We start from the raw sequence: 22,821 nt of genomic DNA on the forward strand, positions 1-22,821 counted from the left end.
GCCTTTCAGCCGGCGGTTGGGCGGTGACTGCAGATTGTTGACGACTGAGATCTGGTTGCGGGACCACGGCATGCTCCATTGAAATTGCGGCCGACCCCCTCCTCGACCGCCCCCGAGCGGCCTCGGGATATCCAATGTAGCTCCGTCCAAGGACCTCGGGAAGAGTGCCGACTACCTACCTAGTTCAGTAGCTCGACGGCGCGTCACCTGTCCCGCCAAGGGGAGCTCCGCCGTCGGGCGCTGTTGGGATGAACTTGTCCGCGAGCGCTTCGGTGCCGCGCGCCAGCAGCGCGACATCGGCGCCGACCAGCACGAACGACGCCCCGGCGTCCATGTACGCACGCGCTGTGGCTTCGTTGAAGGCGTTCACGCCGGCGGGCTTGCCCGCGGTCTTCGCCGCGGTGATGCAGTGCTCGACGGCGGCACGCACCTTGGGGTGTTCCTGCTCGCCGAGCAGGCCCATGGACGCGGCGAGGTCGGAGGGTCCGAGGAAGATGGCGTCGACGCCGTCGACCGCAAGGATCTCCTCGACCGCGGCGACGGCGGCGTCGGTTTCGATCTGGACCGTGACGCTGATGGTTCCGGCGGACCGGGCGAGGTAGTCCGGGATGCGGTTCCAGCGCGAGGCCCGCGCCAGGGCCGAGCCGACCCCCCGGACCCCGTGCGGCGGGTAGCGCACGGCCGCGACGGCGGCCTTTGCTTCCGCGGCGGAGTTGACCATGGGGATCAGCAGGTCCTGCACGCCCAGGTCCAGGTATTGCTTGAGCAGCACGGTGTCGTTGACCGGCGGTCGGACGACGGCCTGGACGGGGTAGCCGCGGACGGCCTGGAGCTGGGCGAGGATGGATTCGAGGCCGTTGGGGCTGTGTTCGGCATCGATCAGGAGCCAGTCCAGCCCGGCCCCGGCGCACAGTTCGGCGATGAGCGGGCTGCCCGAGCACACCCACATCCCGACGAGGGGCCGGCCGGCAGGGCCGGCTTGGTTCCGCAGGGCGTCGCGGAACGTGCGGTCTGGTTCTACTCGAACCGGCATGTGACCACTCCCAAGGGTCCGTAGTCGGCGTGGACGGTATCGCCTTTGTACACCCACAGGGGGCGGGTGAAGGAGCCGGCGAGGATGATCTCCCCGGCTTTCAGCCCGTCGCCGTGCGGGGCGATCTTGTTGGCGAGCCAGTGCACGCCGTTGGCGGGGTGGTCCAGGACGCCCGCGGCGACGCCGGTTTCCTCGACGGTCTGGTTCTTGTACAGGATCGCCGATACCCAGCGGAGGTCGACGGCGTCCGGGCGGACCGGACGCCCGCCCACCACCATGGCACCCATGGCCGCGTTGTCCGAGATGGTGTCCACGATGGTCCGGCCCTCCATCTCGATCCTGGAATCCAGGATCTCAAGGGCCGGAACCACGTAATCGGTGGCGTTCAGGACGTCGAAGATCGTACAACCCGGGCCCTTGAGCCCGTCCTTGAGCACGAACGCCAGTTCCACCTCGACGCGCGGGTGGGTGTACTGGTCCCACGCCACGGAGCAGCCGGTTTCCAGGACCATGTCGTCGAAGATCGCGCCATAGTCCGGTTCAGTGATGCCCGTGGCAGCCTGCATGGCCTTGGACGTCAGCCCGATCTTGCGGCCCACCAGCCTCCGGCCAGCTTCCTCGTTGCGGCGCCGCCACAACTGCTGCACCGCATAGGAATCCTCCACCGTCATCTCCGGGTAGCGGGCAGTCAGCCGCGGCACCGGGGTCCGGGACCGGCCGGCTTCCAACAGTTCATCGGCAATGGTTTCTATCGTCTTCGGGTCAAGCATCTCCACACTCCGTTTCGGCCATCCTGCGGTCAGCATACGTTGAGGGCTGAGGGCCTAGAGCTGCGAGCCGACCTTGAAACCCATCTTTTCCCCCGCGGGGCCGCCATCGGGCTGGCGGGTGTAGGAGAACCCGTCGGCACCGACCGTGACCGCCATTTCGCTCTTTTCCTCGCGGACGACGACCGGCTGGGGGTTGCCGTCCAGGTCCAGGACGAGGGAGGCCTCGGTGTACCAGGACGGGACGACGGGGTTGCCCCACCAGTCGCGGCGCTGGTTGTCGTGCACGTCCCAGGTGACGGTGGGGTTGTCGGGATCGCCCGTGTAGTAGTCCTGGGTGTAGATCTCGATGCGGTGCCCGTCCGGGTCCAGGATGTACAGGTAGAACGCGTTGGACACGCCGTGCCGGCCGGGGCCGCGTTCGATCCGGTCGCTGATGCGCAGGGCGCCCATCTTGTCGCAGATCTGGATGATGTTGTGCTTCTCGTGCGTCGAGAACGCGATGTGGTGCAGGCGGGGTCCGTTGCCGCCGGTCAGGGCGGTGTCGTGCACAGTCTGCTTGCGGTGCATCCACGCGGCGTAGGTGACGCCGTCGGAGTCCTTGATGTCTTCCGAGACCCGGAAGCCGAGGTCCTCGAGGTAGGCCCGGCCCCTGGGGACGTCGGGGGTGACCTGGTTGAAGTGGTCCAGGCGGACGAGCTCGCCGGCGGAGTAGAGGTCGTAGCGCTGGGTGAGGCGTTCCACGTGCTCGGTCTCGTAGAAGAACTCGTACGGGAAGCCCAGGGGGTCCTCGACGCGGACGGAGTCGCCAACGCCCTTGGTGAAGCCGTCCTTGCGGCGTTCCACCCGGCAGCCGAGCTCGCGGTAGTAGGCCTCGGCGGCGTCCACCTCGGCCGGGGACTTCACCCGGTACGCGAACGCGGCCGCGGCAGCGACCGGTCCCTTGCGCAGGACCAGGTTGTGGTGGATGAACTCCTCGAAGGAGCGCAGGTAGATGGTGTCCTCGTCTTCCTCGGTCACGTGCAGGCCGAGCAGGTCCACGTAGAACTCACGGGATTTGGCGAGGTCCGTGACGACGAGTTCGAGGTAGGCGCAGCGGACAATATCCGGCGCCGGGACGGTGGGGGTGGGAACGAAGTTGCTCATGGGATTCTCTCTTCTTTGAAAGGGTGTCACCCAACTGACTCGCAGTAAGTGTCGTTTTGGAGCCTCATAACGACAACAAGTGCGAGTCAGTTGGGCTGGATGGGCGTTGGTTAGGCGCCGAACTTGGGGGTGTGCACGGTGCCGAGGGTGATGTGGACGGCTTGCTGGTCGGTGTAGAAATCGATCGAGCGGTAGCCGCCTTCGTGGCCCAGGCCCGAGGCCTTCACGCCGCCGAACGGGGTGCGCAGGTCCCGGACGTTGTGGCTGTTGAGCCACACCATGCCGGCCTCGACGTTCTGGGCGAAGTTGTGCGCGCGGGTCAGGTTCTGGGTCCAGATGTAGGCCGCCAGGCCGTATTTGGTGTTGTTCGCGAGGGCGAGGGCTTCGTCGTCGCTCTCGAAGGGGGTGATCGCGACGACGGGTCCGAAGATCTCCTCCTGGAAGATCCGGGCGTCGGGTGCGACGTCGGCGAACACGGTGGGCGCGATGTAGTTGCCTTCCGGGAGGTGAGCCGGGCGCCCGCCGCCGGCCAACAGCCGGCCCTCGGTTTTGCCGATCTCCACGTAGGAGGCGACCTTGGCGTAGTGCTCGGGGTGGACGAGGGCACCGACCTGGGTCTTGGGGTCGTGCGGGTCCCCGACGACGATGTTCTTCGCGCGGGCGGCGTACTTTTCGCAGAACTCCTCATAGATGGCGCGTTCGACGAGGATCCGCGAGCCGGCGGTGCAGCGTTCTCCGTTGAGGGAGAAGACCCCGAACAGGGCCGAATCGATCGCGGCATCCAGATCGGCGTCGGCGAATACGACGCACGGAGACTTGCCGCCGAGTTCCATGGACAGGCCCTTGAGGTTGGCTGCGGCGTTGCGGAAGATCGTCTGGCCCGTAGTGGTCTCCCCGGTGAAGGAGATCAGCGGCACGTCCGGGTGCTTCACGAGGGCGTCGCCGGCTTCCTCGCCGAGGCCGTTGACCAGGTTGAACACGCCGTCGGGCAGTCCGGCGTCCTTGAAGATCTGCGCCCAGAGCGAGGCCGAGAGCGGGGTGAACTCGGCCGGTTTCAGGACCACGGTGTTGCCGGTGGCCAAGGCCGGGGCGAGCTTCCAGGACTCGAGCATGAACGGGGTGTTCCACGGCGTGATCAGGCCCGCGACGCCGATCGGCTTGCGGTTCACGTAGTTGATCTGCGAACCCGGGACCTTCATGGCGTCGTCGAACTGGGCCACGATCAGGTCGGCGAAGAAACGGAAGTTCTCGGCCGCGCGCAACGCCTGACCCTTGGCCTGGGTGATCGGCAGGCCGGTGTCGAAGGTCTCCAGTTCGGCGAGGCGCTCCTCCTGGGCTTCGACGGCGTCGGCGATCCTGTTCAGGACGCGGGCGCGTTCGCGCGGCTTCATCTTCGGCCACGGACCGCTCACGAAGGCTTCGCGGGCGGCGGCGACGGCAAGGTCGACGTCTTCCTTTTGCCCGGCCGCGGCGGTGGCGTAGTTGGAGTTGGATACCGGGTCCAGGACATCGAAGGTCTTCCCGGACACCGAGTCAACGAACCGGCCATCGATGAAGTGCTGGATGTGGGAAGGAAGGTCCTTCGGGACGTAATGGGTGGTGGTTTCTGGTGCAGTGAACGTCATTGTTTCTCTTCCTTTTCTGCCTTGAGGGATTGTCAGATGCTTTTTGCTTGTGCGAGGTAGGCATCCAAGGTGGCGGAGCGGTGGCGGCGGGCGGCTTGTTCGATGGTGTCGGCGTCGGCGTTGCTTTCAATGAGCTGAAGCAGCGCCTCGTGCTCCTTGACGGATTCCTGCGCACGGCCGGGGACGAAGCGGAACGTCGAGGCGCGGATCGACGCGAGCCGGTTCCAGCCCCGGTGCACGAGGTCCAGCATGTGCGGATTGGGACAGTGTTCAAAGAGCACGCTGTGGAAATCCTGGTTCAACGCCGTGAAGCGGACCGGATCGAAATGCTCCAGGCAGTCGCGCATCTCCGCGTTCACCGCACGGGCCCGCGCGATCGCCACGGAATCGATCAAAGGTGCGGACAACGCCGTCGCCGCTCCCTCGATGATGCTCAGGGTCTGCATCGTGTACAAATACTCCGTGGGGTCGATACCGGAGACCGTCGCGCCGACGTTGCGCTCGAACTTCACGAGACCTTCGGCCTCCAGGCGGCGGATCGCCTCCCGGACCGGGACCACGCTCACGCCCAGGTCCTCGGCGATCTTCGCCAGCACCAGCCGGTAACCCGGCGTGTAGGTGCCCTCCACGATGCGCGCCTTCACGGCCGCATAGGCCTGCTCGGACTTGCTCCCGACGGCGGTTTCAGTCACCTTTGGTTCCTTCCCATTCCTGGTAACGGGCACGCCACTGGGCGTTCATCGGATAGAGTCCGTCGACGCTGTTGCCCTGCTTGACCATCTCGAAGATGAAGGCCTCTTCCTTCTCCTGCTCGATGCACTCATCCACCAGTTCCCCCGCGATGGCCGGCGGGATCACCAGGATCCCGTCCGAGTCGGCCACGATGATGTCCCCGGGCTGGACCGTGGCCCCGCCGCAGGCGATGGTGATGTCCGTGTCCCACGGGATGTGCCTCCGGCCCAGCACGGCCGGGTGCGGATTGGCGAAATAGGTGGGCATGTCCAGTCCTGCCACCGCGGAATAGTCGCGCACCCCGCCGTCGGTGATGATCGCCGCGGCACCGCGCATCTGGGCACGCATCGCCAGGATGTCCCCGATGGTCCCGGTGCCCTTTTCGCCCCGGGCCTCCATGACCAGGATCTCGCCCTCGTTGACGGAATCGATGGCGCGTTTCTGCGCGTTGAAACCGCCTCCGTGGGTTGTGAAGAGGTCCTCGCGGTTGGGCACATAGCGCAGGGTCCGGGCGAGCCCGACGACGCGGCGGTCCGGGCGCGTCGCCTGCAACCCGTCGATACTCACATTGTTCAGCCCCCGCTTGCGCAACTGGCTGGACAGGGTGGCGGTAGCGACGGACTCGAGTTTCTTCCTCAGCTCCGGGCTCAGTGCCGGCGTCAGGACAGGCACGACGGCGGCAAGGCCGGCGGCTTCGCGGGAACCGTATGCCTCCTCCCGCTGGGTGTCATCGGCCTTGGGCCGGGCACCGAAGTCCGCGAACGCCGTCGTACCCTCCGTCACGGTGCTGGTGAGGCGGCCGCTACTGAAATCACCGGCGGTGACTTCAACCTCGACGACGTCGCCCGGCTTGGCGACCGAGGCGCCGGCCGGGGTACCGGTCAGGATGATGTCGCCGGTTTCGAGCGTGAGCAGCTGGGACAGATCGGCAACGAGCCGCGCGAAAGGGAACAACAGGTCTTCGGTGGTGTCGTCCTGGACAAGTTCACCGTTGTGCCAAGTGCGGATCCGCAACCCGGAGGGGTCGACGTCGGCGGCCGGGATGAGCGACGGGCCCACCGGAGTGAAACCGTCGCCGCCCTTGGACCGGAGGTTGGAGCCCTTGTCCGCGTAGCGCAGGTCATAGACGCCAAGGTCGTTGCTGGCCGTGACCCACCGGACGTGGCCCCACGCGTCCTCCATGCCCACGCGGCGGGCGGGCTTGCCGATGACCAGCGCGATCTCGCCCTCATAGCCGAGGAGTTCACAGCCCGCCGGACGCTCCACCGCAGAGCCACTGAGAGCAAGAGAGGACGAAGGCTTCAGGAAGTACGACGGCTGTTCCGGCTTACGGCCGCGCTGGGCCGCCCGGCTGGGGTAGTTGATGTGCACCGCGATGACCTTGCGGGCCGCGGCCAGGATGTGGTCGGTGACCTGTTCCAAGATTTACTCCTCATCGAGTACGAAATCGTATACGATAACTATGGCCCGGGAGTTTCGGAACGTCAACCCCCTGCATCCCGCCGCAAAGGCCTTGTCCCCCACCCACGCCTGCCGTACAGTTTGTATCCAATTCTGGGTTCAGATAGAGAATTTACAGTTCTATAATTGAACAACCACACGACGAAGTGAGGATTCCCATGCAGTTCCACCACCACGGTTACGTGTCCGGTGACCCGCGAGTCCAGGCGGCTGCCGGCGTCGGGCTCAATCGGCCGGCCGACCTTCCCGACGAGGTCGACGTGCTCATTGTGGGCAGCGGCCCCGCAGGCATGCTCGCCGCCGCGCAGTTGTCCCAGTTCCCGGGAGTCACAACCCGGATCGTGGAGCGCCGCCCCGGAAGGCTCGCGATCGGCCAGGCCGACGGTATCCAGGCACGGAGCGTGGAAACGTTCCAGGCCTTCGGATTCGCCGAACGGATTATTGCCGAGGCGTACCGGATCACCGAGATGGCATTCTGGAAGCCGGACCCCTCGGATCCCTCCCGCATCATCCGGACCGCCCGCGCCCTGGACGATCCCACAGGAGACATCAGCGAATTCCCCCACCTGATCGTCAACCAGGCGCGCGTGCTGGACTACTTCGCCGAATTCATGGCGAACTCCCCTGCCCGCATGTCCCCCGATTACGGATACGAGTTCCGCGGTCTTGAGGTCACCGGCGAAGGCGACTACCCCGTCACCGTCACCCTCCTCCACACAGCAGGACCCAACGAAGGCCAGGAGCGCGTTGTCCGGGCCAAGTACGTCGTGGGCGCCGATGGCGCGCGGAGCAAGGTGCGGGAGTCGATCGGCTGCACCCTGGCCGGCGACCAGGCCAACCACGCCTGGGGCGTCATGGACGTCCTTGCCGTCACGGACTTCCCCGACATCCGCACGAAATGCGCCATCCAGTCCGGCACTGGCGGCAGCATCCTTTTGATCCCACGCGAAGGCGGCCACCTCTTCCGCATGTACGTCGACCTCGGCGAAGTGAACCGGAACGACAACCGCTCCGTGCGCGACACCACCATCGACGAGATCATCGCCAAGGCCAACGAAATCCTCCATCCCTACACGCTCGATGTCCGCAACGTCGCGTGGCACAGCGTCTACGAAGTGGGCCACCGCCTCACGGACAGGTTCGACGACGTCCTGCCGGACGAGCGCGGCACCCGCACTCCGCGTGTGTTCATTGCCGGCGACGCATGCCACACCCACAGCGCCAAAGCCGGCCAAGGCATGAACGTCTCCATGCAGGACGGCTTTAACCTTGCCTGGAAGCTCGGACACGTACTCGAAGGCCGCAGCCCAGAGAGCTTGCTGTCCACGTACTCCGCCGAACGCCAGGTCATTGCCAAGAACCTCATCGACTTCGACAAAGAGTGGTCCACGCTCATGGCGAAGAAGCCCGAAGAATTCGAGGATCCCACCGAGCTGGAGAACTTCTACGTGAGCACCGCGGAGTTCCCTGCCGGCTTCATGACCCACTACGCTCCCTCACCGCTCATCGCCGAGCCTACGCATCAAGACCTGGCCACGGGATTCACCATCGGGAAGCGTTTCAAGTCCGCTCCCGTGGTGCGCGTCTGCGATACCAACCCGCTCCAGCTCGGCCACCAGGCCAAGGCGGACGGACGGTGGCGCATCTATGTCTTCGCGGACGCAAGCGAAGCTGCCGGAACGGCACAAGGGGGAACGTCGCCCGTCGTCGACTTTGCCGAGTGGATCGCGAACTCGCCGGACTCGCCTTTGGCCGCAACGCCGTCGGGCGCTGACCGGGACGCGTGGTTCGACGTGAAGGTGATCTACCAGCAGGAGCACACGAGCGTCGACATCGGAGCGGTGCCGGAAGCGTTCAAGCCGCAGGTGGGACCGTTCAAGCTCACGTACCTCGAGAACGTCTACGGCACCGATCCTTCGGCCGACATCTTCGAGCTGCGCGGCCTCGACCGCGGCGGCGTCGTGGTGGTGGTGCGGCCGGACCAGTACGTGGCGAACGTGTTGCCCTTGACCGCGACGGCGGAACTCGCCGCGTTCTTCGCGCCCCTCGTACGATCGGAACGGACCGCGGCAGTGTGAGCTGTTGGCGTTCCGGCGTGCGGGACCAACTCAAGGGTTCATTCTGTCGGTGGCCCGTCGTAGGGTACCGGCATGGATATCATCATGGTTCCCGGATTCTGGTTGGACGCTTCTTCATGGTCGGAGGTCACCCCGCCGCTCGTTGCTGCAGGGCATACGGTCCACCCGCTCACGCTGCCTGGGCTGGAAGCTGTTGACGCCCCGAGGTCAGGGATCGGCCTCAGGGATCACATCGAAGCAGTAGTGGCGGCGGTCGACGCCGTTGGCAATCCCGTAGTACTGGTCGGCCACTCCGGCGGAGGTGCCATCATCCACGGCGCCGTCGACGCCCGCCCGGACCGCGTGGTCCGGGCGGTCTACGTAGATAGCGGCCCGCTGGGCGAGGGCGGTGTCATCAACGACGAACTGCCGGTCGAAGGCGATGCCGTGCCCTTGCCATCATGGGAGCTTTTCGAAAATGAGGATCTCGTGGACCTCAACGAGGAGCTGCGGGCGGCCTTCCGCGCACGCGCCATCCCGGAGCCAAAGAACGTGACGAGCGATAAACAGCGCTTGCACGATGTGCGCCGCTACGACGTCCCGGCCACCATCATCGCGTGCGAGTTCCCCTCCAGCCTGCTCGGCGAATGGATCGAATCCGGCCACCCCTTCGTCGCTGAGCTCGCGCGCATCAACGACGTCGAATTCATGGATCTGCCCACCGGGCACTGGCCCCAGTTCACCAAGCCGCTTGAACTCGGCGAGGCCATTCTTGCGGCGGTTGAGCGGAGGGGGTAGCCGCGGAACCCACCACCCTTGACAAGGTCCGATGGTGGAATGAATGATACGAGCCTCACCAGCTTTGTCCCCACCGGTGGTCAATAGCTGTATTGGTGTCTAACAATGTCGAAAGAGCGCATTGACAGTAATCGTGTGGGCGTGTTTTTCAGTCGGGCTGCTTGGGTTGCTCCTGAACTGGATGAGTGTGATCGGAACGCTGATTGTGCCGCGGCCGCTGCACAGCAACCTTTCACGGGTGACCCATTTGGTCACCGCGAAAATCTTCTTTGTCATCACGAAACCCGCCACTTCATACGAAGCGCGTGATCGGATCCTTGCCTGGCAGTCTCCGATGGCGCTCTTCGTCCGCCTGCTGGTTTGGGTGATCCTGTTCGATCTGTCGTTCAGTCTGCTGCTCCTTCCTTTCGTCGACGGCGACTTCTGGCAAGCCTCAAGCGAAGCCGGCTCCGCAATGTTCACCCTCGGCTACGCTGCCCCATCCAATGTCGGCAACACGGTGTTGGTCTACATAGCCGCTTACACCGGATTGATCGTCATCGCATTGCAAATCGGTTATCTGCCGACGCTCTATTCGGCCTTCAACAGGCGTGAAGCGGAGGTAACGCTCCTGGTATCGAGGGCAGGCTCACCGTCGTGGGGACCGGAGCTTCTAGTGCGCACGCGGTTCGGCATGGCCGCACAAACCAGCACCAGCGAACTCAGCGAGCTGTACCAAAGATGGGAGCGATGGGCCGCGGACGTCGCCGAATCACACAGCACGTACCTCACCTTGGTATGGTTCCGTTCGCCGTCGCCGCAATCGAATTGGCTCAACTCCCTCCTCAGCGTCATGGACGCGGCCGCGTTGCAGCTTTCCCTCAGTCCGGGATCTGCCCCGAGCACCCGGGCACGGCTGGTCCTTCGAATGGGGTTCACCTGCCTGAACCAAGTGGCGCGGGCCATTCGTATCCCGGTCGAGGAAGACCCCGATCCCGATTCCGAACTCGACGTTAAATTCGAAGACTTTCAAGCGGCCGTGGAGCTCCTGCAGACCGTCGACTACCCGGTAGAGGTCACCGCCGAACAAGCCTGGCCCCACTTCAGGGGCTGGCGCGTCAACTACGAAAAGGTCGCGTACGCGCTGGCCTACGCGATCGACGCCCCGCCCTCAATGTGGAGCGGACCACGACGCTTCGCGTCCGAACCGATCCCGCCGCACCGGCCGAAGAACCGCACTTCCAAGGACGTCAAGCCGGACGATCCGCAAATGATTGCGCAAAGAAAGACACGGTGACAGCGACGTGCAAGGATGGCGCAACCAATGACCGCTGAGCTATCAACTACGTGCGCGTGCAGGTCCTCACGAACGCGGGCGCCTTGGACCGCGACAAGCAGCTCGTCTTGGTCGAACAGCTCACCGCGCTCGTCGCGACCGCAGCCGCGCGTGCACAGATCGCCTCACTCCAAGGCCAAACACCGCAGGCCTGACTCCGGGCAGCGAACCGGCCACCAACGCCAATCGCCCCCAAACGCGGACCTGGCTACTCGGCAAATACTTGCTTGGCGACCGCCATGGCGGACATCGCCTTCGGCCAGCCCGCGTAGAACGCCAGGTGCGTAATAGCCTCGCTCAATTCGGTTTCGCTGAGTCCGTTGGCCTTCGCAAGCCGCAAGTGTCCAAAAAGCTGCTCGGTGCTGCCGCTTGTCACGAGACAGGCAACGGTAATCAGGCTCCGGTCCCGTTTGGCCAACTCGGGCCGTTCCCAGACGTCAGCGAAGAGGACGTCGTCGGTAAGTGAGGCCAGTTTTGGTGAGATGTCTCCGACGAGTTGCTGGGCACGGGATTGTTCGGTCATGGGGTTCTCCTCGTTGGTGATTCGTTCAAGGGTGCGGAAGGTCCGGCTTCAGCGGCCTCCGACCCTTCCAGTGAAAGCTTGTCGACTTGCTTTCCATCCTAGGAACGCACCTCGGAATGAGGCAGGGTCGGCCATTACCTGTTTCCCGATGGTTCGGGGGACCGGGTTAGAGCCGTGGATATCTTCTGAGGCCAACCACTCCGCCCGCGGCAATCAGGGTTCCGCCGAAGGCCAACAGGATTCCAGCGACCGAGACGCTTGGAGCGATGGGATGGTCGCCCTGGGCCGGGGTGCCGGGGTCAATCCGGGACGCGACCGCCGCCGAGGTTGAAGTTTGGACCGAGGGGCCCGGGTTGGAAACGGTCGGGGGCGGAACTGTTGCCACGGTTGTAGCGGGTGGCGCAACATGGGTGGGGCTCGGCTGCGCGGTCACCGCGGGCGAGGGCGTTGACGCGCCACCGGGAGGAACTACGACGCCGGGATCCGGTTGGGGTTGCGGTTGTACCGGTGGGCTGGCCGTGGCGGACGGTGTGGGTTTGACCGACGGCCGTGGAGACTGGGAGCTATTGGGAGAACACATGCCAACCACACCTAAGAGGCCCTGCGAACTGCAGGATTCGGCCCCTGCGGTCTCCGCGGGCGCAAGTGCCATCAGGCACAACGCGAAAGGGAGCGCGACGAGGGCAACTGGAACCTTCCGGCGAGTCATGGCTTCGACTCTACCTACTCTGCGGCAACTTGGCAGGCAGCCGGCGTTGGCCTCAATCCCGGAGCTGCCCCAGAATCCGGGCCAGTTCGGCGCGATCTTCTGCGCTGAGCCGGGCAAAGTACTCGGAGGACTTGCCACGCCGTTCGGCGCTGATCTTCGCGAAGAGCTGCTGCCCGTCCGCCGTGGCGGCGACAAGGGTGGCCCGCCGGTCTGTGGGGTCCGGATCGCGACGCACGAGGCCTTTGACCTCGAGCTGGTCCACCACTTCCGTGGCCGAACGTGGCGCAATGCGCAACCGTTCCGCCAGGTCCTTCAACCGCATCGGATCCCCCGGCGCGGGGCGCATCAGTGTCATGAGCGCCCGCCATTGGTGCGGCGTCAGCTCCCACGGCGACAGCTGCTCAGCCCAGGTCCGGCGCAACCCCCGGAAAGCGGCATGGAAGAGATCGCCAAGGTCGGCCGAATCAGGGGGCTGTGAGTGCATGCCGTCAGTCTAACAATTTGACCAGTAACCACATAGTGAGGTAACCTCTGTATTAGTAGGCGCGACTCCCGCGCCCCGCTCGCCACTGGAGGTGGTGCTTATGACGGAGAACATCCTCACCCAAAATCCCCATCGACCGGGCGCTGGAGCACGAAGTCCCGGCCGCGGCCCCGCCCGCCTCAATCCTGCGGACCGCACCCAGCTACAACAGCATCCCGTGAGCCTCAAGCGGATCGCGGCGCTGTTCACCCCGCACAAGGCGACTATCGCCGTCGTCGTACTTCTCATCAGCGCTTCCAGCATCATCGGCCTGGCGCAGCCGTTCCTGGTCCGCCACATCATCGACGTCGCGCTGCCCGGCAAGGATCTGCCGCTTCTCGCGTGGCTCGCCGCCGGATTGATCGCCGTGGCCGCCGCGACCGCGCTGATTGGCGTGCTGCAGACCTGGATGACCACGGGCATGGGCCAGAAGATCATGCACACCCTGCGCACTCGCTTGTTCACGCACCTGCAGCAGCAATCACTGGGATTCTTTACCCGGACCCGCAGCGGCGAGGTACAGTCGCGGTTGAACAACGACATTTCCGGCCTGCAGCAAGTCATCACCTCAACCGCGACCGGTGTTGCCTCCAACCTGACGACGGCCGTCGCCACCGCCATCGCCATGGTGGCCATTTCGCCCGGGCTCTCGCTCCTGTCCCTGATAGTGATCCCGCCAGCCGTTTGGTTCACCCGCCGGGTGGCCCTGCTCCGGCGCAACATCACGTCCACGCTGCAGAGCGAACTGGCCACCATGAACACGCAGGTCGAGGAAGGGCTGTCGGTCTCCGGCGTCCGGCTCTCCAAAACCCTCGGTACCACCAAGCGCGACGCACACCGCTACACGGAAAGCTCCAAACGGCTGATCGGCCTGGAGATGCGCTCCCAACTGGCAGGCCGCTGGCGGATGTCCACCATGGGCATCATCTTCTCGGCCATCCCGGCGCTGATCTACCTCGCCGCCGGGCTGCCCGTCACCAGCGGAGGCATGACCATCGGCACGCTCGTGGCGTTCACCGCCCTGCAGGGTGCCATCTTCCGCCCGGTCATGAGCTTGCTGGATCTCGGCGTCCAATGGGTCACGGCGATGGCCCTGTTCAGCCGCATCTTTGAGTACCTGGACCTGTCTCCGGAAATCACTCCCCCTGCGCGGCCCGTCCCGCTGGACCCGGCCGCAGTGCGCGGCGAGGTCCGCTTCGAGGGCGTCCGTTTCGCGTACGACGGCGGCACTGACGTTCTGCTCGACGTCGACCTCACGCTCCCGGCCGGCACCAGTACCGCAATCGTGGGCCCCACAGGCTCCGGTAAATCGACGCTGGGCTCGCTGCTCCCGCGCCTGCATGACGCCACCGCCGGGCGGATCACCATCGACGGCGTGGATGTGCGCGACATCGCCCCGGAGGAGCTGACGAAAATAGTAGGCGTGGTGTCCCAGGAGACGTACCTGATTCACGACACCATCCGGGAGAACCTGCTCCTCGCTGCACCCGGCGCGGACGACGCCGTCCTGTGGAAGGCGCTGGCCTCGGCCCAGATCGCTGATCTGATCGCAAGCTTGCCCGACGGCCTGGACACGATGGTCGGGGCCCGGGGCCACCGGTTCTCCGGAGGAGAGCAGCAGCGCTTGGCCATTGCCCGAACCATCCTGCGCAATCCCAAAGTGCTCGTCCTCGACGAGGCCACGTCCGCCCTGGACAACGCCACGGAAGCCCATGTCCAGGCGGCGCTCGACCGGTTGGCGGTTGGCCGGACTACCCTGACCATCGCCCACAGGCTCTCGACGGTGGAGAAAGCCGATCAGCTCGCAGTGCTCTCGGGCGGCGCGATCGTGGAGTTCGGAACTCCCGGGCAGCTTCGCGATACCGGCGGCGCGTATGCGCGGCTTGTCGAAGCCGGGGAAACTGTGCAGTTGGCCGGGTCCGAGGCGGCCTGAAAGCCCGCCTCACGGCATGAAGCGGTACCCGATCCCCACCTCGGTGATCAGGTGGCGCGGGTTCCCGGGCTCCAGTTCGAGTTTCCGCCGGAGCTGCGCCATGTACACGCGCAGGTAATTGGCTTCCTTGGCATAGGCCGGGCCCCAGACCTCGCTGAGGAGCTGCTGTTGGGTGATCAGTTTCTCGGGATTGCGCACGAAGAGATCCACGATCCTCCACTCCGTCGGCGTCAGCCGGACGTCCTCGCCGTCGCGCGTTACGCGTCTCATGGCCAGGTCCACCGTGAACGCTTCAGTCACGAGCACAGGCGCTTCTTCGCCCGGATCCGTGGTGCGCCGCAGTATGGCTCGGAGGCGCGCCAGCAGTTCGTCGAGCCCGAACGGCTTGGTGATGTAGTCGTCCGCTCCGGCGTCAAGGGCTTCCACCTTGTCGTCGGAGCCGTGACGCGCGGAGAGGACCAGGATGGGCACGCTGCTCCACTCACGCAGGCGCGAGATGACCGTGGTTCCGTCGATGTCTGGCAAGCCCAGGTCGAGGATCAAGACGCCCACCGGGTGCTGGGCGGCAGAGCGCAAGGCCGATTCGCCGTCGGACGCGGTGGCCACGGTGTAGCCGTGGGCTTGGAGCGTAATCCGCAACGCCTTGACGATATGGGGATCGTCGTCCACTACCAGGACGTTGCTCATAGGGCCTCCCTGGTGGCGCTATCCGGACTGCCCGACGGCGGCACATGGCGGCGTTGCAAGAGAACCGATTGCGCTTCCATGGGAGCTTGCGCCTCCTCGTGCGGGAAGGCGACCCCCGTGGACAACGGAAGCCGGATCACCATGGTCAGTCCGCCGCCCGGAGTCTCTTCCGCGGTGAGGGTGCCTCCCATCGCTTCCGTGAATCCCTTGGCCACGGCGAGCCCCAAGCCAACCCCGGTAGTGGAAGGGACGTCGTTGAGCCGCTGGAACGGCTGGAACATCCTGACCACGCTTTCGGCGGGGACTCCTTGGCCGTGGTCGATGATGCGCAGTTCTCCGGACGGCCTCCCGTCCAGGCTGGACGAACTGAAGCCACCCGCGGCTCCCACCAGCACAACATCGGAATCCGGGGCGTACTTGATGGCGTTCTCCACGATGTTGGCGATGACGCGCTCCAGCATGCCGGCGTCGGCGTCGATCTCCGGCATATTTCCCGGCAGGTCCACCCGCACCCGGCCCGGCGGCATGCCATGGAGGGCGGTGGGGATCACTTCATACCAGCGCACCGGGCGAATGAGGGCATTCACCGAGTCCGAGGTAATGCGGGACATGTCCAGGAGGTTCCCCACGAGGACGTCCAGCCTGTCCGAGCATTCCTCGATGGTTGCCAACAGTTCCTGTTCCTCCTCGGGTGTGTAGTGGACGTTGCTTTGCCGCAAGCCGCCTACAGCCAACTTGATCCCGGCCAGCGGAGTCCGCAAATCATGGGAAACGGCACGCAGGATGGATGTGCGCATGGTGTTGCTCTCGGCCAAACGCATGACCTCACGCCGGCTCGCCGCCAGCTGTCGCCGCTCGAGTTGCGCCGAAAGATGCGCGCCGAAGGCGCTAAGCAAGCGGCTGTCGCTGGCCGGCAGGATGCGGCCGGACAGGACCAGCCGGGTTCCGGCGTCGATCTGTTCGGTGTTTTCGCCGCCGTCGCCGGGGAACGGCGCAGCCTCACCGGCCTTCGCGACGAGGCGCCAGCCGGCGTTCGCAGCGCCGGCGGAACCCGCGGCCCGGTACAACGCCGCGCCGCGCATCTGGAATACGTCCAGCGCCTGCTTCAAAAGTCCTTCGACGGTGTCCTCCGCGCTCGATGCTCCGCGCGTCAGGTCACCCAGGGTGGCGGCCTCGGCACGCGCGCGGGCGGCTTCCTTGGAACGCCTCGCCGAGACGTCCACGACGGCGGCCACAGCTGCCGAAACGCCCACGAAGACCAGTAAGGCAAGGATGTTCTCGGGGTCGCTGATGGTCAGGGTCCCCACGGGCGGTATGGAGAAGAAGTTCACCAACAGGCTGCTCCACAAGGCACCGAGCAAAGCGGGCCACAACCCACCGACCAGCGCCACGGCAACCGAGCCCGTCAGCTGGACGAGCACCGTCGTCGCAATGCTGTGCGTGGGGCTCGCGGCCAGGAGGAGCTGCAAAAGAACCGGAAGGACCACCGCCATGGCGAACCCGACGATCACCCGCGTGCGGCCAAGGTCGCGCTGCCGCGGACGGTCGACGCCCCGTCCACCCAAAGGATGCGAAACCATGTGCACGTCAATATCGCCGGAGTCCCGCACCACCCGGTTGCCGATCCCGCGGCCCGTCAGCCGGGCGACGAGGCTCCGGCGTCGCGAAATCCCGACGACGATCTGCGTCGCGTTCACGCTGCGCGCGAAGTCAAGCAAAGCCTTGGCCGGATCCTCCCCCGCCACCGTGTGGTAGCTGCCACCCAAATCCCGGACCAACAAGCGCTGGGCTTCCAACGCCTGCGGGGATTCCGACGCCACGCCATCCGCGGCGCGGACGTGCACCGCGAGCAAGTCGCCGCCGTTGACGCGCTTGAGGATCCGGGCGGCCCGGCGGACGAGGACTTCCCCTTCGGGACCGCCCGTGAGCCCGATGACGATGCGTTCGCGGGCGGGCCAGCTCGCCTCGATCCCCTGTTCCGAACGGTACTTCGCGAGCCCTTCATCCACGCGGTCGGCCAGCCACAGCAGCGCCAGTTCCCGCAAAGCCGTCAGGTTGCCCATCCGGAAGTAGTTGGACAACGCGGCGTCGATCTTGTCCGCCGAGTAGATCTTGCCGTCGCCCAAACGCTGCCGCAGCAGCTCCGGTGAGATGTCGACAAGGTGGATCTGGTCCGCACGCCGCACGACGTCGTCGGGCACTGTTTCCGCCTGCCGGACGTCGGTGATGGCACTCACGACGTCACCGAGGGATGCCAGATGCTGCACGTTGACGGTGGAGAGGACGTTGATTCCGGCGTTGAGCAATTCCTCGACGTCCTGCCAACGCTTGGGGTTGCGGCTTCCGGGGATGTTCGAGTGGGCGTATTCATCGACGACGGCGGTGCGCGGCTTGCGTGCCAGGACCGCGTCGACGTCCATCTCTTCAAAGCTGGTATCCCGATACGCGATTCTGTGCGGAGGAATGACTTCCAGCCCGTCCATCAAGGCCCGGGTGTCGCTGCGCCCGTGGTCCATGGCGAAAGCCACCACCACGTCTTCGCCACGCCCGCGCAGCCGGTGGGCTTCTTCAAGCATGGCGTAGGTCTTCCCCACCCCCGGGGCTGCCCCGAGGAAAATGCGCAGCGTTGCCCGTGCCATGTGGTCATTCTTTCACTTGTTGAACGCGGGGGGGTGCCCGCGGGGCCGGCCGCGCCCACTTGGTCGGTTTCCTCTATTTGACGGCCGCTGCGGCGACGTCCAGGTTCAACTCCGTGACGTTCACGGACGGCTGCCCCAGGAAGGCCTCGAGTCCCGTGACCGTGCGGCGGTCCACCATGGCCTGGACCGTCTCAGGACTCAGCCCGTGTGCCTTGGCCACCCTGGGCACCTGCAGGCGGGCATATGCCACCGAGATCTGCGGGTCCAGCCCGGAACCGCTCGCCGTGACGGCGTCGGCTGGGACGTCGGATTCCTTGACCCCCTCTGCGGCGGCGACGGCGGCGCGGTTGGCTTTGATGGCGTCAAGCAGTTTGGGATCGTTGGGTCCCAGGTTGCTGGCGGTGGACGCCCCCGGGTCCCATTTCGCCGCCGAGGGGCGGGCGTGGAACCACAACGGATTCTGGATGCCGGCGTCGTTGGCGGAGACTTGCGCAATCAGTGCGGAAGCTGCGGGCTTTCCGGATGCGTCCCGCACGATGGAGCCGTTGGCTTGGAAGGGCGCAACGGCCTGGCCGATACCGAAAATCGCCAGGGGGTAGATCAATCCAAGGACCACAGTGGCCAGGAGCAGGAAGCGGAGGGCCGTTCCTGCTTGCCGAAGATAGCCGGGAAGGGTGTTCATGATTCTCTCCTAGCCGATGCCGGGGATGAGGGAAATGAGCAGGTCGATGAGCTTGATCCCGATGAAGGGAGCCACAAGGCCGCCGAGGCCGTAGATGGCCAGGTTCCTGGCGAGCGCCTGGTTCGCCGAAACGGCACGGTATTTGACGCCGCGCAGGGCGAGCGGAACCAGGGCGATGATGATCAAGGCGTTGAAGATCACCGCGGACAGGATGGCCGAGGAAGGCGACGCCAGGCCCATGATGTTCAATCGGGCAAGCCCTGGAAATACAGAGGTGAACAGCGCCGGAACGATCGCGAAGTACTTTGCGACGTCGTTCGCCACCGAGAACGTGGTCAGGGCGCCGCGGGTGATGAGCAGCTGTTTGCCGATGCCCACAATGTTGATGAGCTTGGTGGGATCCGAGTCCAGGTCGACCATGTTTGCGGCTTCCTTGGCGGCCGGCGTGCCCGAGTTCATGGCGACGCCGACATCCGCCGCGGCCAGCGCGGGGGCGTCGTTGGTGCCGTCTCCGGTCATGGCTACCAGCCGGCCGTGCGCCTGCTCGTCCTTGATGACAGCAAGCTTGTCTTCGGGGGTGGCCTCGGCGACGAAATCGTCGACGCCGGACTCCGCAGCAATTGCTTTGGCCGTGATGGGGTTGTCGCCCGTGATCATCACCGTCCGGATGCCCATCCGGCGCAGTTCGGCGAAGCGGGCGTGCATCCCCGGCTTGACCACATCGGCGAGGTGGATCGTGCCGAGGACCCGGGCCCCGCCGTCGTGCCCGACGCCGGCCACCAACAGCGGTGTGCCGCCCTGGGCGGAGATTTCCCGCACCTTCCGGTCCACCTCGGCAGGCGTCTGGCCGCCGGCATCCGCCACGAACTTCGCGACGGCGGTTGCCGCGCCCTTGCGGATCTTCCGTCCGTCGAGATCCAGGCCGCTCATGCGCGTGCTCGCACTGAACTCGACAACCGCAAACTCTTCCGAGCCCTTCAGGAGTGCGGCGAGGTCCGGGCCGCCGACGCCCTTTTCCGCCGCGAGATCCACGATCGAGCGTCCCTCCGGCGTCTCATCAGCCAGGCTCGACAGGCGTGCCGCTTCGATGAGTTCGGACCGCTCGACGTCATGGGCCGGGAAGAAGTTGACCGCCCGGCGGTTGCCGTAGGTGATGGTGCCGGTCTTGTCGAGCAGCAGGGTGGTGATGTCTCCCGCGGTCTCCACGGCGCGGCCGGACGTGGCCAGGACATTGTGCTGCACCAAGCGGTCCATGCCGGCGATGCCGATGGCCGGCACGAGCGCCCCGATCGTCGTCGGGATCAGGCAGACGAGCAGCGCCACCAGCACGATCGGCGACGGCGTTGCCCCCGGCAGCGAAGCGAACGGTGCCAAGCTCATGGTGACTGCAAGGAAGACGATGGTCAGCGAGACAAGGAGGACGTGGAGTGCGATTTCGTTGGGCGTCTTTTGCCGGACGGCGCCTTCCACAAGCTTGATCATCCGGTCGATGAACGTTTCGCCCGCTTCAGCTGTAATGCGAACGGCGATGCGGTCCGAAAGGACCTTGGTGCCGCCGGTTACCGAGGAGCGGTCGCCGCCGGATTCACGGATCACTGGCGCCGATTCACCGGTGATGGTGGATTCGTCCACGCTCGCCAGGCCTTCGATGATCTCGCCATCGGAAGGGATGACGTCCCCGGCTTCGCACATCACGACGTCGTTCTTCCGCAGTTCCGTTCCCGGCACTTCCTTGAGGGTGCCGTCCTCCAGCCGAAGCCGGGCAACGACGCCTTTCCTGCTGGCCCGGAGACTGTCTGCTTGGGCCTTGCCGCGGCCCTCGGCGATGGCTTCCGACAAGGTACCGAAGAGCACTGTCAGCCAAAGCCAGATCGTCACCGAGATGCCGAACACGGCGGGTTTGAGGATGCAGATGGCGGTGCAGAGAGCAGCACCGACCAGCACGGTGAACATCACGGGCGAATGGATCATCTGGCGCGGACCCAGCTTCCGCACTGCGACCGGCAGGGCGGTTCGGATGCTGGCAAAGTCCAGCTTCGCCGGCGCTTTGGTGTGGTGTTTGTGCTCCCCCGGAGTGCCCAGGGGGTTTCCGTCTGCGTAGGTCTGGGCGGCGGTGTCCGTTGTGGACGGGGTCATTTGAGGAGTCCTTCTGCGAGGGGGCCCAGGGCGAGGGCAGGGAAGTAGCTCAACGCCGTCATGATCACGGTGACGGAGAGCAGGAGCGAACCGAAGAGCCAGCCATGGGTGGGCACTGTTCCGGAGGATGCCGGGATCTTGGGTTGTTTGGCCATGGAACCCGCCAGGGCCAGCACCAGCACGATGGGCAGATAGCGGCCCAGGAGCATGGCGATTCCCATGATGGTGGACAGGTAGGGGCCGGAGGTGGTGATGCCGGCGAACGCGGAGCCATTGTTGTTGGCTCCGGAGGTGAACGCGTAGAGCACCTCACTGAATTGGTGCGGACCGGAGGCAGGCGCGTTGGCCATGGCGTCCGGAAGCAGGACTGTGATTCCGGCCGTGGCCAGCACCACCACCGGCGTCACGAGGATGTACATGGCTGCGAGCTTCATTTCCCGTGGCCCGATCTTCTTGCCAAGGAATTCCGGTGTGCGGCCCACCATGAGCCCGGCGATGAACACGGAGACGATCGCAAGGATGAGCAGGCCATAAAGCCCTGACCCCGTGCCGCCGGGGGCCACTTCACCGAGCATCATGTTCACCATGGCCACGCCGCCGGCCAGAGGCGGCAGGGAATCGTGGGCCACGTTGATTGCTCCTGTTGAAGTCAGGGTGGTGGCGGTGGCAAAGATGGAGCTCTGGGCCGCGCCGAAGCGCTGTTCAAAGCCCTCGCCCAAACCGCCGGCTGCCGCGGTTGCCGTTCCCGCAGCGCCTGCAACGGCCCAGCCCATCAGCACCGTGGACGTCAGCCAGAGCGTGCCCATGACGCCGACTATCGTGTACCCCTGCCGCTGGTCCCCCACCATGCGGCCATAGGCGTACGGCAATGCGGAAGGAATGAGCAGGATCAGGAAGACTTCGAACATGCTGATGAAGACGTTCGGGTTCTCGAACGGGTGCGAGGAATTGGCATTGAAGTAGCCACCGCCGTTCGTGCCGAGGATCTTGATGGCCTCTTGGGAGGCTACCGGGCCGCCGGGGATGGTCTGGGTGACGCCTGTTGCTTGATTGACGACGTCGGTGGACCAGAAATTCTGCACCACACCGCCGATCACCATCACGATGGCCGCGAGCGCAGCCATCGGGAGCAGCACGCGGAACGAAGTGCGAGCCAGGTCCACCCAGAAATTCCCCAGCCTGTCCGTCCGGGTCCGCGCGATGCCGCGGATCAGGGCGACCACCACCACGATTCCGACGGCGGCGGAGAGGAAGTTCTGCACGGCCAGCAAGCACATCTGCGCGAAGATGCCCATGGTGGTCTCCGGCGTGTACGTCTGCCAGTTCGTGTTCGTAGCAAAGGAGATGGCCGTGTTCATGGCCGTCCAAGGATCCACGCCAGGGAGGGAGTTGTTCCCGGGGAGGACGCCTTGGAGCCGTTGGAGAAGGAAGACCAGCAGGATGGACACGGCAGAGAAGACCAGGACACTGCGCAGGTATATCGACCAGCGCTGTTCGGTATTTGGGTCCACCCCGGACCATCGGTAGAACAGCCGTTCCACCCGCGTTGACTTCTTGCCCTCAAACACGCTGGCGAGGTAAACGCCCAGCGGTTTGTGCACCAAGATCAGCAGCAAAAGCAGAACGGCTACCTGGGTGACGAAGGAGGCAATGCTGAAAACCATCCGGGATCACCACTTTTCCGGGTGGATCAAGACGGCCAGCAGGTAGCCGAACAAACACAGGCCTGCGATGAACAGGACCAACCACATCACGGCGTCCGCGCTCACTGCCCGTTCACCGGCCCATCGCCGTCGACGATTTTGCCCAGCAGGTGGGCAATCCACATCACGATCCCCATGGACACCACGAAGATCCCCACAACAGCCACGTCGGCCATTGGAACGTCCTTTCATTCGTGCCCCGTTTGCGGGGCTGATGCCAGTCAACTCCTTGGCTTGACGTGAAAAGCGGTTCCTGATGGTTCCTTAACACCGCGGGGCCGAATCTTGACGGCTTCTTAACAGGCGTGGCTTCTTTCGGCCGCCCTGCGGCCTCCGCGACATCGACGTTAAG

General features: G+C 65.3%; 20 protein-coding genes. 5 read left to right on the top strand and 15 right to left on the bottom strand.

Annotated elements, in window-relative coordinates; translation table 11 throughout:
* Positions 1–184: 184 nt before the first annotated feature.
* The 6 genes from KNN17_RS14645 to KNN17_RS14670 form a co-directional block, all read right to left on the bottom strand.
* A complete protein-coding gene (locus tag KNN17_RS14645) occupies positions 185–1,033 on the bottom strand; it encodes an HpcH/HpaI aldolase family protein (RefSeq protein WP_241709756.1) in 849 nt (282 codons plus the stop codon).
* Complete coding sequence (gene hpaH / locus KNN17_RS14650; protein WP_241709757.1) at positions 1,018–1,803, bottom strand: 2-oxo-hept-4-ene-1,7-dioate hydratase; 786 nt, start codon at positions 1,801–1,803, stop codon at positions 1,018–1,020. The genes KNN17_RS14645 and hpaH overlap by 16 nt, the downstream gene beginning before the upstream one ends.
* A 54-nt stretch (positions 1,804–1,857) precedes the next feature.
* A complete protein-coding gene (gene hpaD / locus KNN17_RS14655; RefSeq protein WP_241709758.1) occupies positions 1,858–2,946 on the bottom strand; it encodes a 3,4-dihydroxyphenylacetate 2,3-dioxygenase in 1,089 nt (362 codons plus the stop codon).
* Positions 2,947–3,056: 110 nt separating this feature from the next.
* Positions 3,057–4,571, bottom strand: a complete 1,515-nt coding sequence (gene hpaE / locus KNN17_RS14660) for a 5-carboxymethyl-2-hydroxymuconate semialdehyde dehydrogenase (RefSeq protein WP_241709759.1) — start codon at positions 4,569–4,571, stop codon at positions 3,057–3,059.
* Positions 4,572–4,603: 32 nt separating this feature from the next.
* Positions 4,604–5,263, bottom strand: coding sequence for a GntR family transcriptional regulator (locus KNN17_RS14665; RefSeq protein WP_241709760.1), 660 nt, complete (start codon positions 5,261–5,263; stop codon positions 4,604–4,606).
* Complete coding sequence (locus KNN17_RS14670; protein ID WP_241709761.1) at positions 5,256–6,725, bottom strand: fumarylacetoacetate hydrolase family protein; 1,470 nt, start codon at positions 6,723–6,725, stop codon at positions 5,256–5,258. Before KNN17_RS14670 ends, KNN17_RS14665 begins: the two co-directional genes overlap by 8 nt.
* A 197-nt stretch (positions 6,726–6,922) precedes the next feature.
* Between KNN17_RS14670 and KNN17_RS14675 the strand changes: the two genes are divergently transcribed.
* From KNN17_RS14675 to KNN17_RS14690, 4 genes are all read left to right on the top strand, one after another.
* A complete protein-coding gene (locus KNN17_RS14675; RefSeq protein WP_241709762.1) occupies positions 6,923–8,842 on the top strand; it encodes an FAD-binding monooxygenase in 1,920 nt (639 codons plus the stop codon).
* A gap of 72 nt (positions 8,843–8,914) precedes the next feature.
* Positions 8,915–9,619: an alpha/beta fold hydrolase gene (locus KNN17_RS14680; RefSeq protein WP_241709763.1), complete on the top strand. Its 705-nt coding sequence runs from the start codon at positions 8,915–8,917 to the stop codon at positions 9,617–9,619.
* A 181-nt stretch (positions 9,620–9,800) separates the two neighbouring features.
* A complete protein-coding gene (locus KNN17_RS14685; RefSeq protein WP_078107182.1) occupies positions 9,801–10,895 on the top strand; it encodes a hypothetical protein in 1,095 nt (364 codons plus the stop codon).
* Positions 10,896–10,951: 56 nt separating this feature from the next.
* Positions 10,952–11,089: a hypothetical protein gene (locus KNN17_RS14690; RefSeq protein ID WP_241709764.1), complete on the top strand. Its 138-nt coding sequence runs from the start codon at positions 10,952–10,954 to the stop codon at positions 11,087–11,089.
* Between the two features lie 53 nt (positions 11,090–11,142).
* On the opposite strand, the gene KNN17_RS14695 is transcribed toward KNN17_RS14690, so the two are convergent.
* From KNN17_RS14695 to KNN17_RS14705, 3 genes are all read right to left on the bottom strand, one after another.
* Positions 11,143–11,457 (bottom strand): carboxymuconolactone decarboxylase family protein, encoded by a 315-nt coding sequence (locus KNN17_RS14695; RefSeq protein ID WP_241709765.1) that lies wholly within the window; start codon positions 11,455–11,457, stop codon positions 11,143–11,145.
* A gap of 166 nt (positions 11,458–11,623) precedes the next feature.
* Positions 11,624–11,842 carry a hypothetical protein gene (locus tag KNN17_RS14700; RefSeq protein WP_241709766.1) on the bottom strand — a complete coding sequence of 73 codons (219 nt, stop codon included), beginning with the start codon at positions 11,840–11,842 and terminating at the stop codon, positions 11,624–11,626.
* Between the two features lie 376 nt (positions 11,843–12,218).
* Entirely contained in the window at positions 12,219–12,650 is a 432-nt protein-coding gene (locus tag KNN17_RS14705) for a MarR family winged helix-turn-helix transcriptional regulator (protein ID WP_241709767.1), read from the bottom strand.
* 100 nt (positions 12,651–12,750) lie between these two features.
* On the opposite strand from KNN17_RS14705, the gene KNN17_RS14710 reads away from it, so the two are divergent.
* Entirely contained in the window at positions 12,751–14,622 is a 1,872-nt protein-coding gene (locus KNN17_RS14710) for an ABC transporter ATP-binding protein (protein WP_241709768.1), read from the top strand.
* 9 nt (positions 14,623–14,631) lie between these two features.
* On the opposite strand, the gene KNN17_RS14715 is transcribed toward KNN17_RS14710, so the two are convergent.
* From KNN17_RS14715 to KNN17_RS14740, 6 genes are all read right to left on the bottom strand, one after another.
* Entirely contained in the window at positions 14,632–15,309 is a 678-nt protein-coding gene (locus KNN17_RS14715; protein ID WP_241709769.1) for a response regulator, read from the bottom strand.
* Positions 15,306–17,948 (bottom strand): ATP-binding protein, encoded by a 2,643-nt coding sequence (locus KNN17_RS14720; RefSeq protein WP_241709770.1) that lies wholly within the window; start codon positions 17,946–17,948, stop codon positions 15,306–15,308. Before KNN17_RS14720 ends, KNN17_RS14715 begins: the two co-directional genes overlap by 4 nt.
* Before the next feature lie 73 nt (positions 17,949–18,021).
* Positions 18,022–18,630: a K(+)-transporting ATPase subunit C gene (gene kdpC, locus KNN17_RS14725; protein WP_241709771.1), complete on the bottom strand. Its 609-nt coding sequence runs from the start codon at positions 18,628–18,630 to the stop codon at positions 18,022–18,024.
* Positions 18,631–18,639: 9 nt separating this feature from the next.
* Positions 18,640–20,766, bottom strand: a complete 2,127-nt coding sequence (gene kdpB / locus KNN17_RS14730; protein ID WP_241709772.1) for a potassium-transporting ATPase subunit KdpB — start codon at positions 20,764–20,766, stop codon at positions 18,640–18,642.
* Positions 20,763–22,430 carry a potassium-transporting ATPase subunit KdpA gene (gene kdpA, locus KNN17_RS14735; protein ID WP_241709773.1) on the bottom strand — a complete coding sequence of 556 codons (1,668 nt, stop codon included), beginning with the start codon at positions 22,428–22,430 and terminating at the stop codon, positions 20,763–20,765. The genes kdpB and kdpA overlap by 4 nt, the downstream gene beginning before the upstream one ends.
* Positions 22,431–22,436: 6 nt before the next feature.
* Positions 22,437–22,535, bottom strand: a complete 99-nt coding sequence (locus tag KNN17_RS14740; protein ID WP_078107172.1) for a potassium-transporting ATPase subunit F — start codon at positions 22,533–22,535, stop codon at positions 22,437–22,439.
* Positions 22,536–22,821: the final 286 nt, after the last annotated feature.

This window comes from Arthrobacter bambusae (assembly GCF_022606295.1).
GTDB classification, from domain to species: Bacteria; Actinomycetota; Actinomycetes; order Actinomycetales; family Micrococcaceae; genus Arthrobacter; species Arthrobacter bambusae_A.

Bases quoted from the DNA above. Each gene is read 5' to 3' on its own strand.
- KNN17_RS14680 (WP_241709763.1), top strand. From the start codon at position 8,915: ATGGATATCATCATGGTTCCCGGATTCTGGTTGGACGCTTCTTCATGG.
- KNN17_RS14645 (WP_241709756.1), bottom strand. From the start codon at position 1,033: ATGCCGGTTCGAGTAGAACCAGACCGCACGTTCCGCGACGCCCTGCGG.
- hpaE (WP_241709759.1), bottom strand. From the start codon at position 4,571: ATGACGTTCACTGCACCAGAAACCACCACCCATTACGTCCCGAAGGAC.
- KNN17_RS14705 (WP_241709767.1), bottom strand. From the start codon at position 12,650: ATGCACTCACAGCCCCCTGATTCGGCCGACCTTGGCGATCTCTTCCAT.
- KNN17_RS14685 (WP_078107182.1), top strand. From the start codon at position 9,801: ATGAGTGTGATCGGAACGCTGATTGTGCCGCGGCCGCTGCACAGCAAC.
- KNN17_RS14710 (WP_241709768.1), top strand. From the start codon at position 12,751: ATGACGGAGAACATCCTCACCCAAAATCCCCATCGACCGGGCGCTGGA.
- hpaD (WP_241709758.1), bottom strand. From the start codon at position 2,946: ATGAGCAACTTCGTTCCCACCCCCACCGTCCCGGCGCCGGATATTGTC.
- kdpC (WP_241709771.1), bottom strand. From the start codon at position 18,630: ATGAACACCCTTCCCGGCTATCTTCGGCAAGCAGGAACGGCCCTCCGC.
- kdpB (WP_241709772.1), bottom strand. From the start codon at position 20,766: ATGACCCCGTCCACAACGGACACCGCCGCCCAGACCTACGCAGACGGA.
- KNN17_RS14720 (WP_241709770.1), bottom strand. From the start codon at position 17,948: ATGGCACGGGCAACGCTGCGCATTTTCCTCGGGGCAGCCCCGGGGGTG.
- KNN17_RS14715 (WP_241709769.1), bottom strand. From the start codon at position 15,309: ATGAGCAACGTCCTGGTAGTGGACGACGATCCCCATATCGTCAAGGCG.
- KNN17_RS14675 (WP_241709762.1), top strand. From the start codon at position 6,923: ATGCAGTTCCACCACCACGGTTACGTGTCCGGTGACCCGCGAGTCCAG.
- KNN17_RS14695 (WP_241709765.1), bottom strand. From the start codon at position 11,457: ATGACCGAACAATCCCGTGCCCAGCAACTCGTCGGAGACATCTCACCA.
- kdpA (WP_241709773.1), bottom strand. From the start codon at position 22,430: ATGGTTTTCAGCATTGCCTCCTTCGTCACCCAGGTAGCCGTTCTGCTT.
- hpaH (WP_241709757.1), bottom strand. From the start codon at position 1,803: ATGCTTGACCCGAAGACGATAGAAACCATTGCCGATGAACTGTTGGAA.